The organism is Pseudoalteromonas sp. SG41-5 (genome assembly GCF_014164495.1).
Classification (GTDB): domain Bacteria; phylum Pseudomonadota; class Gammaproteobacteria; order Enterobacterales; family Alteromonadaceae; genus Pseudoalteromonas; species Pseudoalteromonas rhizosphaerae.
The window spans coordinates 63,324-77,373 of record NZ_JACJFH010000008.1; the positions used below are offsets into that span (position 1 = coordinate 63,324).

Consider the following 14,050-nt stretch of genomic DNA (forward strand, 5'->3'; position numbering starts at 1 on the left):
TTTACCCCTTCACAGTAACTTTGCTGCCTGAGCGAATTTTAATAATTCCTTCAGTAACAATTTGCTGCCCATTACTAATACCTTCATCAATGGCAACCCAGCCATTGTGACGACCTGCAACGTGAACCTCTACTTTGGTTGCTATTCCGTCTTCAATTTGAAAAACATAATGTTTATCTTGTTGTGGGATCACCGCTTTTTCTGGCACCATCATCGCTTGATTTGAGCTCAGTTGTAATGCTGTATTGAGCAACATGCCCGGGCGTAATAAACCACTTTTATTCGCGAAGCTGGCTGTGACTTCAACACTGCGGGTTATTGAATCAATTCGTGCACTAACGTGTGTTACTTTACCGGTAAAGGTTTTTTCAGGGTAAGCATCATTTTGGGTCATTACTTTCATGCCAACGTTTAATTGCGCAAGGTATTTTTCTGGGACTTTGAAATCGACTTTAATTATGCTTATGTCATCTAAACTTGTAATAATTGTGCTGTTATTTACATAAGCACCTACGGAGATTTGACGCTTACCTAAAATGCCTGAAAAAGGCGCGAAAATAGTCATTTCAGCCAATTTAGTTTTAGCATTTTCAAACTGCGCTTCGGTTGCATCAACGCGAGAAAGTTGCTCTTCGAGCAATGACTTTGCGGTTGCTTGAGAGCGAGAAAGCTCAGTTAAGCGTTCAAGTTGACGTTTTTCTTCACGTAAGTTAATTGCCAGTTCTTTAACGGTGAGTTCTTCTTGCTGCGATTGCAATTGTACGAGCTTTTGACCTTTACTGACTAAATCACCGTCTTTAAAATAAATGTCAGTTACGTAATCATTTTGTGCGCTTTTTATATAAATTGCTTGATTAGCGCGGGCACTGCCGATAGCCTCAATGAGGACTGCATTTTCTTCACTTGCTACAGTGTGAGCGGTTACTTGGGTAGCACTTGCTGTGAAGTCGGATTGCTCACCTTGGCTACTTGGTAAATAAAGATAAACACATAGCCCCAGAAGTAGAGTAATAATAAATGGAAATAGCGCTTTGCCAGATTGCTTTGCATACATTGTTAAAAATACCGGAAATTTAATTGCCTCTAGTGTACAAAATTACAGCGTGAATTGGCGGCCGCGTATCTCATAAATCTGTCGGTTAGGCGTAAAAGTTAAGTTATTTTTTTGTTTGTTCCTGTTTTGTGTTTGTATATGAGAGAGTTATGAAGTTAACGAGCAAATGTCCGCGTTGTATGAAAATACGAAAATTGATTATTTGGACTATAATTATGTACGTTTTTTATATTATTTTTTATCGTTATGGTTAAACGCAAAAATACTGTTTTAAAATTGCGTGCGCAAGGTGCGCGCAATGGTATCGAAATTCTCACTGTCGGTGCGGTGGGGCTGATATTTATAATGCTGTTTAATTTACTGCGGCCCGACGAAATTAGCATTTTCGAAACTTTTTTAGTGAGTTTATGTTTGGCTGCTATTTTTGTTGGTTTTTTAAAAACTCAAGAGCCATATTACAGTTTAGTTATTACAGAACAAGAACTTACTTATCAACATAAATATGGCTATTGGAGTCTGAAGCAAGAAAATCTAAATCGCAGTGGTATTCCTAAAGTAGAACAAGAACTTGAACCGCTTGAGTTAAATGCTGTAGGTATTAAACTTAATGACACTGATGAATTTTTATTACAATTAGCACCAAGAATTGCTGGTAAATTATTGATCGAACAACGGCATTTATTTATGCAAGTAATTCAAAAACATTGCAAAAATGGCAATTGCCCATCAGAATGGTTAGTTGAAGATAATCATTACACTTCTGTGAATGGTCGCAGTTTTAATGGCTTGATAGCCATGTTTGCTAATAGGATGCGACATCTACGGCAATTAACAGGATATGATTTACTGTTACCCGCAAGTGTATTAGATAGAAGTATTTGGGATTTTAGCCATAGCTTAAATGCATGGCGGAATAACCCAGTCGTATTTATAGAATCTCAATTAGAGAGACAGACGCCTGAAAATAGGCGTTAGTTAGTAGGATGAAGCGATGAGTCAAGATAGATCTTTTATTAAAAGTGGCAGAAATACCATAATCCATAAAGATAAAAAACTCGATTTAGTGATCGTGAATTCTGAAATACACCCAAAAATCAAGGTAACTCAACATGGTTTAGAGCCATTTAAGGAAGAGTTGCCAAAAAATCGTCGTGAAGCTAAAGAGCGCTATTTAGAAATGGTTTACATAGGTAGTGCTGACGTATTTGGAGAAGAGAAGCGCTTACTGTTCATTCAGGCGTTAGATGGTCGTGAGTATAAGGTCGATTATAGTAAAATAGGCACAAAGTTATTTGTCCGTATTCACCAAGATAGCTATTTATAACATCCTCTTTTTGTATCTGGCATTGTTGTTGCTTAATTTATTGATTGGCGTGGCTATTAATATAAAAGCTACGTAATTTCAGTTTTAAATGAGGAATCAGTGCATGAAATCCCCTTTAATGGTTTTACCGTTGTTTGCTGTATTGACAGCATGCGGTGGTGGCGGAGGCGGCAACGATAATCCCGTAGTCGCAGCATCCGTATTTGCTGGCGATGATCAGCGCATTATTGAAAAAAGTGAATTTACTATTGAGGCCAAAGGGTCGCCTGCTGATGGTACCTTTACCTGGCAGCGAGTAAGTGGACCAATTATTGCCGGCTTTCCCCTCACTGGTGCACTACAAACCATTACTGCCCCTGATATTAAAGCAAACAGTGAGCTATTACTGCGTGTTAGTTATCAAACCACCGATGGCCAATTAGTTAGTGATGACTTACTGATCGAAATTGAGTCAAATAATCAGCTTCCTCAAGTCATTGTCACTCAAACTGCACCCGAAACATTGCCTTCAGATTATAAAGATATAATTACCTTAAGTGGCGCCAGTTCAGTTGATCCGGATGAAAATGGCCAAATTAATAGCTATAACTGGCAACAAATTACAGGGCCAACGCTCGCTGTAGATAGTAATAGCAATGCAACAATTAGTTTCACTCATCCGTTACTTGATACCAACACGCAGATCACTTGGCTGTTAACGGTTGTTGATGATGAGGGGGGCGAGTCGAGCTCGCAGTATTCTCATACCTTAAACAAAACCAGTGAAGTCATTATTGCTAATGCTGGTATTGATCAAAGTGTTATTGAGCTGGAAAAAGTGACCTTAGATGCTACAGATTCCGAAACAGTAACAGACACCTTTAAATGCTACTGGCAGCAAACAGCTGGCACAGCGGTGCTTGATAACCAGCAGCAATGTATTACTTCTTTCACAGCACCGGCAACCGAAGCGGTCAACACCCATACTTTTGAAGTAACCGTGACTGATAGTAAAGGTCGCACTGATAAAGATAGTGTTGATATTGTGGTTAATTCTAAACCGCTTGGTCTTATCAATGATACTGGGATGAGCAAATGCTACAACAACACCCAAGAAATAGCCTGTACAAGTCCTGATTTTCCGCGTCAAGATGCTTCTGTTGGCCGCGATAGTGGGGTTGGCTCGCATATCGAGAAAGTGGGTAAAGGTGAGCAGGCTTTTGATTTTACAAAACTTAACCAGTTTGCCGATGAATTATTAGATAGCGCCGCTAATTTTAGTTGTATTCGCGATAACGTTACGGGTTTGATTTGGGAAGTAAAAAGCCCTAATACAGGCACTTTACCAAATACGGCGTTGCGTGAAGGACAAAATCATTATACTTGGTATTTAACTAGTGAAGATGGTGTGCAAACGGGGAGTAGCCTTGGCACGCCAAACAGCACTTGCCCAAGTAATAATAATTGTAACTTACAAGTGTATGTTAATGAAGTAAATGCTCTTGATTACTGTGGCGGTACTAACTGGCGAGTACCTAGCTACACAGAGCTATTAACGCTACTTAATTATGGCAAGCATGGACAATCAATATTGCTCGATGAGAATTACTTTCCTAATACGCCTAATAGTAACTTATTAGCGGATGGACTAATTTATTGGACCTCACAAACTGCGGTAGATGGGACTAGCTTATCACAAGCGTATATTTTTGATATGAGCGACGGCAATGATTTGGCATATCCTAAAAGTGATACCGCGTTTGTGCGCTTAGTCAGAACCGCAGGAGCAACACAATGAAATCATTATTAATTGGCTTATTGTTAGCAAGCCCTGCAGCAATGGCTGTGCAGACCTGTTATGAAGGTGTAACACAAACAACGGCTACAGCGCGTTTTACAATGCACACCGATGGTACGGTGAGTGATAATATCACCGGACTTATGTGGCAAACCTGTAGTTATGGACAAAGCTATGACCTAACAACCAATAGCTGTTTAAACAGCATTGTGAAAGTTAATTGGCAAGAAGCATTAAGAGCTGCGGTAAACGACCGCACAGGTGCTTATAAAGATTGGCAAGTACCTAATAATAAAGAGCTTGCCAGTATTTTAGAACATAGCTGTGTAACCCCTAGTATTAATGAGACCGTGTTTTTGGGCAATTTAAGTGAGAACTATTGGACTAGTACATCAGGTATTGGCGATAAAACTTCAGCTTGGGTATACACCTTTGACAGAGGTCTTAACAGTTTGCACGATAAAGAGTCGTTCGTTTATTTACGCTTAGTGCGCTATGAAAAGTAACATCGCCGTTTAAAAATACTGCTGAAATACCTCTAACCGCGCTTGTTCTAGCGCGGTTTTTATTGCTGCGCCCTTAATGCCTTGCGTAATAAATTGCTGCGGGTTAATTGCTTTAGCTGCTTTGGTTGCTGTTAATAATAATTTTTGATTAGCCAGTGATGCTGCTTGGTTAATCTCAACGGCTTTTAGAACTGCCTCGAACCGTTCAGGGCGGCGCCATAAATCGAGTTGATTGCAGCAACTGAGTAGTTGCTCTGCGGTGATTGTTTGGCTAGTTAAGGTTGCTTGGTGGGTATTAAGTTGTAATGCTAAGTCGCGTACGTCATTTGGTAAACGAATAGTTTGACTGAGAATTTTAATCTCTTCTTGCGTCAATGATGCAGTGGCTTGTACAAACAATAATGCCTGATCGGTTATATTTTGGCTTTGTGCGTAAGCGTAACGGTTTTTTAGTTGTTGATATAACTCATCGCTCCAGTTACCTGCTAAGGCAGGGCTGATTGCACTAAGCGCGCCTAACTGCGCTAAAATATTCAAGAACTCAGCAAATGCGCCATCCGTTAATGATTTTTCACATTCTAGCCAAATGCGTTCTGCGGTGAGTGTTTGTAACTCTCCTTGGTTGATCATCTGTGTTAGCAATTGCTGGGTTTCTTCGGCAATCGTAAAACCAAGATAATGATAACGAGCTGCAAAACGGGCAACGCGTAATATGCGTAGTGGATCCTCGCTAAATGCGTCAGATACATGGCGCAAAATGCGGTTGTCTAAATCTTGCTTGCCGCCATAAGGGTCAATTAAGTTGCCATCTTGTGCTTTTGCAATAGCGTTAACGGTTAAATCGCGGCGGCGTAAGTCGTCTTCTAAGGTAACATCTGCTGAAAACTCGCAGACAAAGCCCGTGTAACCTTGGCCTTGTTTTCGCTCGGTACGAGCTAGTGCGTATTCTTCTTTAGTTTTTGGGTGTAAAAAAACGGGAAAGTCTTTACCAACTTGTTGATAGCCTTGTTTGATCAGTTGCTCAGGAGTTGCACCGACCACCACATAATCGCGTTCTTTGATGATTCGCCCTAATAGCTCATCACGAACTGCTCCACCGACCAAATAAACTTGCATAATTTCCCCTGAATATTAACTGTGCAAACTATTTTACGTTATTTAACTAATAAAACGCTAACAAGGTTTTCACTTACGCTGTTTTTTTGCCATTATAGGCCGTGATTTAATCAGTAAGGAAATTTAGGGTGTATTTAAGCTATTTTGGCTTGTCAGAGAAACCGTTTTCAATCGCGCCAAATCCACAGTACTTATTTTTAAGCGAACGCCATAAAGAAGCGTTGGCGCATTTAACTTATGGCTTAGGTGAAGCCGGTGGGTTTGTATTGTTAACCGGTGAGGTGGGAACAGGGAAAACGACCTTAACCCGCAGTTTGCAAGAGCAGTTACCTGAAAACACACAAGTGGCGTTGATCCATAATCCAGCACTGTCACAATTGGAACTGTTAGCGAGTATTTGCGATGAATTTCATATTGTTTATGACGAGCAAAATGCGACGTTAAAAACCTTAACAGATGCAATTAAAAAGCATCTTGAAGCGAATCATCAAGCAGGTGGCCACACTATTTTGATTATTGATGAAGCTCAGCTTTTAGCCCCTGACGTGCTAGAACAGCTTCGTTTATTAACTAACATAGAAACAAACCATAAAAAATTACTACAAATAGTATTGGTTGGTCAGCCAGAATTACAGGCTTTATTAAAGCGTAATGAGTTGCGTCAGTTAGCACAGCGGATCACTGCTCGTTATCATTTACTACCGTTAACTGAAGGACAAACTTTTGCTTACGTTAAGCATCGTTTGTATGTTGCAGGTTGTGATCGGGGACTATTCTCAAATGATGCGTTAAAAACGATTCACTTAGTTACTGCAGGTATTCCGCGTTTAGTAAACTTATTATGTGAACGCTGTTTAATGGGCGCTTTTTCTAAGCAGCTAACGATGATTGATAGTGATATAGTAATGCGCTCAGCACAAGAAGCGTTACCGCCGAGTGCATTAAGTTCCGTTAGTATAGAGCAGCAGTCGTCGTTTAATTGGCTCTATCCGTTGGCATTTTTAACTGTGCTCAGTCTGGGTATTGGTTTGTCGTTTATTCTTTAATTAATGGTCATATATGTCGTATTTATTAGATGCCTTAAAACAATCAGAACAACATGATGAAGCGTCAGCACATGACAGAAACGCTGAGCAATTAAAACAGCAGCAAGAACTGCAGCGCTATCGTTTTATTGCGATTTCGCTTGGCTTGTTGGTTGCTTTTTTACTGACCTTAATGGCAGGGTTTTCAATTGGTAAATGGTTACAAAAAAATCATTTTAATACCCCTGAACAAGTGGTAACGACTGTTCAGGATCAATCAGTGGAGCCTGCTGATGACAAAACACCTGTACCTGCCACAGTGAAGCCTGAGCAATCGATACCGGTGCAAACAAATCCAGTACAAACTAGCCCAGCCCAAGTTGCCAGCACGCAGCCGATGTCTCAGCCGCAATTTGTTCAACCTCAGCAATACCAACAAGCAGCAGGGCAATATCAGTGGGTGCAAGTGCCAGTAAATACTGCACCAGCTTATCCGCAAGGTCAGCCAATGCTGGTGCAAACACCTAATGGTTATCAGCAAGTATATGCAGCGCCTCAGCAGCAATATAATCCTAATGCAGTGCAAATGCAGCCAATGATTAGCAATATCGATATGAGTAAATACAAAGTATTGGGGAAGCCTATTGGCGAACCGACTAGTGAGAAATCAAAGCCGGAGGCAACTGTCAGCGATGAAGAACTTGAAACTGTGCCAACGGCGCTTAAAAACGCCTTTGCTCGCGCTATCGAAGATACTCAAAGCACCCAATCTCATCAAGTAACGCAAGGCACTAAAAATTCATCTTATGCTGAGCCGATTGAGTTACTACCTGATGCTTTGTTGGCATTGATGCCAGAAATTAAATACCAAGCGCATATTTACTCATCATCACCTGATAAACGTTGGGTAAAGCTCAATAATCGGGAGTTATATGAGGGAGATAGCATTGGGGACTTAAGAGTATTAGAGATCACTCCAGAGCAAACGGTGCTGAGTTTTGATGATTATGAATTTAGCTTAAAAGCGCTGCAAGATTGGCCCGAGTGACGATTATATAGCTACTTCGCGCAGGCCTATTTTGTTTTCGGTGATCATTACGGCAAAATTGAATTTTTGAAAAATCTAATTAAATCAATGTTGAAATCCGCTGGTTTAATGGCGGATTCTAACGAATCTTGATTTCGGTTATGCGCCAGATCTATATCTTGAACTTGCGTATAGTGAGCGTGTTTTGCATTGTAAAAAGTTTTCACTTGAGGTTTAAGAGGGCTGCTAGGGTTGCTTTTGGTCACTAGGCCGACTTTTTGACTCGACAGTTTAACTAACGTGCCAACTGGATGAACGCCAATACACTGAATAAATTTAGTCAGTAACTCGCCATCAAAGCTATCTGGACAACCATCTTTGAGTATTTTAAAGGCCTTGATTGGCTCCATGCCGGCCTTATAAACACGCTCAGCGGTAAGTGCATCATAGACATCAACAATCGATGCCATACGCACGTACTGGCTTATTTCATCAGCTCGCTTGCCAAACGGGTAACCCGTGCCATCTAGTCGCTCATGATGAAAGCCTGCAATATCGACGGCAATGCCTTTAAGGCCCGCTTTTTCTAAAATTTCTTTACTAAAACGCGCATGATCCTGAATCACTTTATATTCTTGATCGGTTAACTTACCCGGCTTATTAAGAATGTCATCCGGTATCTGAATTTTACCAATATCATGTAACAGCGCACCGGTGGCAAGTTCTTCAATAAGCGCTCGTTCAAAACCTAAGTGTTTGGCAAAAATACTGATTAAGATCGAGACGTTGATCGAGTGTTCTAGTAGGTAGGCGTCTTTTTCACGCATACGGGTGATGCATGCTAGCGCATCTTGATTACGAAATACCGAATCAATAAAGCCGCTAGCTAATTCCTTAAAGGGGGTAATATCTATAGTGTTACCGGCTTTTATATCGGTAAATGCTTTGCTTTGCAGTTGTTTTGCTTCGCTGTAGAGCTTAAATGCTTTGTCCATCTCTTGCTCAACACTATGTGTTGTAGACCAAGGATCACGTTGTTTAGGCGGTTCAACCTTTATATCGTTTGTTGTGGCAGTAGGAGTGAGTTCAACGATGGTTTTATCAGGATCAATTTCAACTTCTAAGATACCGGCTTTTATAAGCTGCTGCACGCCAGCTTGCGTTTTTACCCAACCTTGGTTTTTGATTTTAATTTTACCCGTTTGTTTAGTTACGCTATGCACAAACATACCTGGTATAAGCTGATCGATTGGGATAATTTTCAATGTGTTTACTTCATAATAAATAACATACTACAAAGTTAGCAAAATTCTTACTGGATAAGTAGTAAAAAGGGCGCTAATTAGCGCCCTTTGTTAATATCTACTTAAACTCTACTCGTCATCTTCAACTAAAGTCATTAGTGATGTATTACCGCCTGAAGCGGTTGTATCAATACTAATGGTCTTTTCTGTTAATAAGCGCTTGATTAGCGTGTCGTAGTACTCAGCACTGATCACTGGCAAGATTGCTCCTTTACGTTGCGCTAGCTGTTGACTGAAGTAGCCTAAGCGTGATGAGCGCGATGCAACAACAGCACCTGCTAAATGAGGGTGCGCCAAAATAGCTTGTAACTGATTCGGTTTAGCTACTTGGAATACCCCTTCAGCAATACCTGTTGAGATAAACTTATCTTTAAAGGCCACCGCTTCGTCATAGAATAACTCCGACGCTACGGTGATCACGGTATTACCTGCAGCAAGTGCGGTGATGATCGAAATAGCCCAGAAGTTAAACGAGGTACTCTTATCGGCATAACATACAACACAGCCACGCGCTTCAAGGTGAAGGGTGTTTGATTCACCTGTTGGCCCCGGCAAAGTAGTAAACTTACGCATGTGCTTTTCAAGGCGATTAAGTTGGGCACGAGCATCGGCAAGTGTTAATGCTAAATCGTCGGCTAGTTCATCGATAATATCGACTGTGGCAACTTTAGCTAATAGCTGACGTACCGCTGAAACACGATCGTTCAGTGGGGTTGCGCGCCAAATTTTTTCATCGCGCATTGAGTTTGCCATTAACTTCTCGACTTGCTCAGCAGCACCTGAATAGTGGTGAGTGTCAAGCTCGTCTGGCGTCAAGTTAGTCATTTGCACGTTTTCAGGCGATGCTTTTTCTTTAACTAAACGAGTTAAGTAGTTAGGGCCACCTGCTTTAGGCCCGGTGCCAGATAAACCACGACCACCAAACGGTTGTACGCCAACAATCGCGCCAATCATATTACGGTTAACGTAGACGTTCCCGGCACGCGACATTTTTGCTAAGTATTCACAACGCTCTTCGATGCGTGAATGGATACCCATGGTTAAACCAAACCCAGTGTTATTTATTTGGTCAATCACGTTATCAAGTTCTGTGCCTTTAAAGCGAATGATATGTACACATGGGCCAAATACTTCACGTTTCAGTACAGATAGATCTTTGATTTCATATAAACGTGGCGCAAAGAAATACGCTCCGTTTTCGCTATTATCTGGAATATCACACTCATAATGCAGTGTTGCGTTGCCTTTTAAGTACTCAACATGTTCGTTTAAGTTCTTCAAGGCTTTTTCATCAATTACAGGGCCGATATCGGTTGATAGTAATGATGGATCGCCAATGTGTAGCTCTTTTAACGCGCCTTTGATCATTTCAATTACGCTATCTGCGATATCTTCTTGAATGAACAATACACGCAGTGCAGAACAACGTTGACCAGCACTTTGGAAACCAGAGCTAATCACATCGTCAACGACTTGCTCAGGCAATGCTGTTGAATCTACGATCATACAGTTCTGACCGCCGGTTTCGGCAATCAACGGTACTTGAATATCATTACGTGCAGCAAGTGTTTGTGAAATGATGGTACCGGTCTCAGTTGAGCCTGTGAACATAACCGCTTGAATGCGCTCATCAGGAACAATAGTTTTACCTACTTCACTACCGCGCGCAATAACAGGCTGTACCACATGCTCTGGTAAACCAACAGACAACATAAGCTCAATAGTGCGCAGCGCAATATAGCTAGTTTGTTCAGCTGGTTTAGCAATAACAGTGTTACCAGTTACGATTGCTGCAGCAACTTGACCTAAGAAGATTGCTAGTGGGAAGTTCCATGGGCTGATACATAAAATCACACCACGGGCTTCAAAACGCTCATCTTCACTTAGCTCTTCGGCGCGAGCTGCGTAGTAACGACAAAAATCAACCGCTTCACGTACTTCGTCAATACCATCTTGTGCTACTTTGCCGGCTTCTTTGATACAGATAGCCACAAGCTCGTCGTGATGACGTTCTAGAATATCAGCAATACGGCGTAATAGGTTTGCGCGCTCTTTAACTGGCGTTTGTGACCACGATTCAAACGCAGTTTCTGCATTGTTTAGTAGAGTGAGCATATCATCGCTATTTTGTAGCTTGATATGACCGATGATCTCTTGATGATTGGCAGGGTTTTTAACTGCAATTGAACCCTCAGGAATATCGCTTTCACTAATACGGTGCTCTGCAAACCAGTTATCAAGATTTTCCTTGAATGGCGTGATCACATTGATATCGGTTAAATCCATACCTTTTGAGTTAGCACGTTCAGCGCCGTATAAATCAATTGGCATCTTAATTTGCGTGTTGTACTTGTTACGCAAACCTTGCAGTGTTTCTACCGGATCCGGTAATAACGATTCAACAGGTTTCGTGGTATCTACAATGGCGTTAACAAACGATGAGTTAGCACCGTTTTCAAGTAAACGACGCACTAAATAAGCCAATAAATCTTCGTGCTGACCTACAGGGGCATAAACACGACACTGAATTTTTTCTTCAGTTACGATTTGGTCGAATAATGATTCACCCATACCGTGCAGGCGTTGGAATTCAAAACCTTGGTTATCACCTTTAGCAACTTCTAAAATTGTTGCCGCAGTGTAGGCATTGTGGGTTGCAAACTGTGGATAAAGTACATCACGTGCTTCTAGCATTTTGATAGCACATGCTTTGTAAGATACGTCGGTGGTTGCCTTACGAGTAAATACTGGGAAGTGCTCTAAACCATCTTGTTGTGTGGTTTTGATTTCGGTATCCCAGTAGGCACCTTTAACTAAACGCACCATCATTTTACGACCAACACGGCTGGCAAGCTCAGTTAACCATTCAATCACAAAAATTGCGCGTTTTTGATACGCTTGCACAGCTAAACCAAAACCATGCCAACCAGCTAGGTCATCATCACTAAATACTGCTTCGATTACATCAAGTGAAATATCAAGGCGATCCGCTTCTTCAGCATCAACAGTAAAGCCAATATCGTAGCTTTTAGCTGCCATGGCCAGCTCTTTAAGCTTAGGCACAATTTCGTTCATGACACGTTCTTTATGAGTAAACTCATAGCGAGGATGAATCGCAGACAGCTTCACTGAAATACCAGGGCTCTTAATTGGGCCACGGCCATTTGCCGCTTTACCGATAGCATGAATCGCATTCATATAGCTATTGAAATAACGCTGTGCATCTTTCATGGTGCGAGCGCCTTCGCCAAGCATATCGTATGAATATACATAGCCTTTTTGCTCTTTTTCTGCAGCGCGTTCGATGGCTTCGTTAATTGTACGACCCATAACAAACTGCTTACCCATGATCTTCATGGCAAAGTTTACTGACTTACGAATAACCGGCTCGCCTAAACGACCAATGGTTTTTTTCAGTACACCAAACTGCTGTTCTTTGGTTTTATCAGTGTAGTTAACCATTTTACCGGTCACTAATAGACCCCAAGATGACGCATTAACGAATAGTGAGTCGCTGCTGCCTAAGTGAGAGCTCCAGTCGCCTTTGGCTAACTTATCGCGAATTAGCGTGTCTTGAGTGGCTTTATCTGGCACGCGAAGTAATGCTTCAGCTAAGCACATCAATACCACGCCTTCTTCACTAGAGAGAGAGAACTCATTAAGTAGCGCATCAACACCGCTTTGACCATCTTGATCGCGACGAATAGTGTGAACTATCTGGCGAGCACGTTCCCAAGCACGGCTGCGGGCTTTTACGCCAACTTCAGCAAGCGGTAAAATATGATCAATTACAGCATTTTCGTCAATGCGATAAAAGTCACGGATTTTTTGTCTGATTGGACACGTTGTTGTCAAATCGCCGTCAAATAACATAAGCAACCCTCTGGTGTATGGAGTCTTGCAGCTAAAAAATTTCGCTGCCCGATTTTTATGTACGTAATGCGTGCATTCTAATTAAAATCCAGCAGAATATGCTGGTTAAATTTAGCGTTTTACGATAATTTACAGGGCATACCTTAAACTTATCCGCATAAAATTCTGTTATGACAAGTCCGAATAGATTACGCATGCTCGATCGTATCGATTTAGCAATTTTAGACGTTCTGCAAAAAAACGGCAGAATATCTAATGTTAACCTCGCAAAGCAGGTTAACTTAAGTCCCAGCCCGTGTCTTGATCGAGTAAAACGGCTTGAACAAGAAGGTTACATCGAAGGTTACTTTGCCAAGTTGAGCGAAGCCAAACTTAATCAAAGCTTAGTCGCGCATGTGCAAGTGTCGTTAGTGACGTCAAATACTGCGGTATTTAAAGTGTTCCGTGAACATATTTTAAAAATAAAGCAAGTGGTTGAGTGCGACATGGTTGCTGGTGGCTATGATTACCTATTAAAGATTCGGGTTTCGGATATGGATGAATACCGTCAAGTGCTTGGTGATTTAGTCGATATACCGGGTGTTGGTACGCACCACACTTATATGGTGATCGAAAAAATTAAACAAGACACAGGGCTCAGACTCGATACTTAAATTTAAAAGTTATTTATATATCCGATTATCTTAAAATGGGAGTGGTGTTGAAATTAAAATCGATTCAGAAAAGGCATTGTTGCAAAGTAATGCCTGATATTAAGCACCTATGATGCTTATAATCTTTTTATAAAGCTTGTCTCGCATCACTTTGTGGGCCAAAGCTACGGGCCGCCTCTACTCATAATTTAGAGAATGTTAGGGCTGTGGCTCTGCTACTTATTCTCACGCCACTGGGCTTGCCCTGAGCCAAGCTCGTGTAATACGCGACCTGTAAACCCAGCGGATGGTGTATTTGAAACCCAAACCTTTATCTCACCTGATTCACCCATACCGACTATTAAATATGGGTAAATATCAGTTTCTACTTCGCCTGTATGGTAACTAAATC

The 14,050-nt window shown here is 41.4% G+C and carries 11 protein-coding genes; 7 read left to right on the forward strand and 4 right to left on the reverse strand.

Annotated elements, in window-relative coordinates:
• Window position 1 precedes the first annotated feature (1 nt).
• The gene (locus H5232_RS03910) at window positions 2-1,054 is read right to left on the reverse strand and encodes an efflux RND transporter periplasmic adaptor subunit (protein WP_149981366.1); all 1,053 of its coding nucleotides are present in this window, start codon (window positions 1,052-1,054) and stop codon (window positions 2-4) included.
• Between the two features lie 246 nt (window positions 1,055-1,300).
• Here H5232_RS03910 and H5232_RS03915 point away from each other — a divergent pair, with 246 nt between their 5' ends.
• From H5232_RS03915 to H5232_RS03930, 4 genes are all read left to right on the forward strand, one after another.
• Window positions 1,301-2,029 carry a DUF2982 domain-containing protein gene (locus H5232_RS03915; protein ID WP_149981365.1) on the forward strand — a complete coding sequence of 243 codons (729 nt, stop codon included), beginning with the start codon at window positions 1,301-1,303 and terminating at the stop codon, window positions 2,027-2,029.
• 16 nt (window positions 2,030-2,045) lie between these two features.
• Window positions 2,046-2,378 (forward strand): hypothetical protein, encoded by a 333-nt coding sequence (locus H5232_RS03920; RefSeq protein WP_149981364.1) that lies wholly within the window; start codon window positions 2,046-2,048, stop codon window positions 2,376-2,378.
• A 103-nt stretch (window positions 2,379-2,481) separates the two neighbouring features.
• A complete protein-coding gene (locus H5232_RS03925) occupies window positions 2,482-4,155 on the forward strand; it encodes a DUF1566 domain-containing protein (RefSeq protein ID WP_149981363.1) in 1,674 nt (557 codons plus the stop codon).
• The gene (locus tag H5232_RS03930; protein WP_182718369.1) at window positions 4,152-4,661 is read left to right on the forward strand and encodes a DUF1566 domain-containing protein; all 510 of its coding nucleotides are present in this window, start codon (window positions 4,152-4,154) and stop codon (window positions 4,659-4,661) included. The genes H5232_RS03925 and H5232_RS03930 overlap by 4 nt, the downstream gene beginning before the upstream one ends.
• Before the next feature lie 9 nt (window positions 4,662-4,670).
• Here H5232_RS03930 and H5232_RS03935 read toward each other — a convergent pair whose 3' ends face one another.
• Complete coding sequence (locus tag H5232_RS03935; RefSeq protein WP_182739884.1) at window positions 4,671-5,777, reverse strand: tRNA nucleotidyltransferase; 1,107 nt, start codon at window positions 5,775-5,777, stop codon at window positions 4,671-4,673.
• A gap of 128 nt (window positions 5,778-5,905) precedes the next feature.
• Between H5232_RS03935 and H5232_RS03940 the strand changes: the two genes are divergently transcribed.
• Entirely contained in the window at window positions 5,906-6,823 is a 918-nt protein-coding gene (locus tag H5232_RS03940; protein WP_145235164.1) for an ExeA family protein, read from the forward strand.
• Between the two features lie 13 nt (window positions 6,824-6,836).
• Window positions 6,837-7,850 carry a general secretion pathway protein GspB gene (locus H5232_RS03945; RefSeq protein WP_182830574.1) on the forward strand — a complete coding sequence of 338 codons (1,014 nt, stop codon included), beginning with the start codon at window positions 6,837-6,839 and terminating at the stop codon, window positions 7,848-7,850.
• Between the two features lie 47 nt (window positions 7,851-7,897).
• Here the strand turns inward: H5232_RS03945 and H5232_RS03950 are convergent, their stop codons facing one another.
• Window positions 7,898-9,094: an HD-GYP domain-containing protein gene (locus H5232_RS03950; RefSeq protein WP_182739885.1), complete on the reverse strand. Its 1,197-nt coding sequence runs from the start codon at window positions 9,092-9,094 to the stop codon at window positions 7,898-7,900.
• Between the two features lie 108 nt (window positions 9,095-9,202).
• Entirely contained in the window at window positions 9,203-13,006 is a 3,804-nt protein-coding gene (gene putA, locus H5232_RS03955) for a bifunctional proline dehydrogenase/L-glutamate gamma-semialdehyde dehydrogenase PutA (protein ID WP_182830575.1), read from the reverse strand.
• Window positions 13,007-13,176: 170 nt separating this feature from the next.
• Here putA and H5232_RS03960 point away from each other — a divergent pair, with 170 nt between their 5' ends.
• A complete protein-coding gene (locus H5232_RS03960; protein WP_145235173.1) occupies window positions 13,177-13,659 on the forward strand; it encodes a winged helix-turn-helix transcriptional regulator in 483 nt (160 codons plus the stop codon).
• The last annotated feature ends 391 nt before the right edge of the window (window positions 13,660-14,050 follow it).

Bases quoted from the DNA above. Each gene is read 5' to 3' on its own strand.
- H5232_RS03910 (WP_149981366.1), bottom strand. From the start codon at position 1,054: ATGTATGCAAAGCAATCTGGCAAAGCGCTATTTCCATTTATTATTACT.
- H5232_RS03915 (WP_149981365.1), top strand. From the start codon at position 1,301: ATGGTTAAACGCAAAAATACTGTTTTAAAATTGCGTGCGCAAGGTGCG.
- H5232_RS03920 (WP_149981364.1), top strand. From the start codon at position 2,046: ATGAGTCAAGATAGATCTTTTATTAAAAGTGGCAGAAATACCATAATC.
- H5232_RS03925 (WP_149981363.1), top strand. From the start codon at position 2,482: ATGAAATCCCCTTTAATGGTTTTACCGTTGTTTGCTGTATTGACAGCA.
- H5232_RS03930 (WP_182718369.1), top strand. From the start codon at position 4,152: ATGAAATCATTATTAATTGGCTTATTGTTAGCAAGCCCTGCAGCAATG.
- H5232_RS03935 (WP_182739884.1), bottom strand. From the start codon at position 5,777: ATGCAAGTTTATTTGGTCGGTGGAGCAGTTCGTGATGAGCTATTAGGG.
- H5232_RS03945 (WP_182830574.1), top strand. From the start codon at position 6,837: ATGTCGTATTTATTAGATGCCTTAAAACAATCAGAACAACATGATGAA.
- putA (WP_182830575.1), bottom strand. From the start codon at position 13,006: ATGTTATTTGACGGCGATTTGACAACAACGTGTCCAATCAGACAAAAA.
- H5232_RS03960 (WP_145235173.1), top strand. From the start codon at position 13,177: ATGACAAGTCCGAATAGATTACGCATGCTCGATCGTATCGATTTAGCA.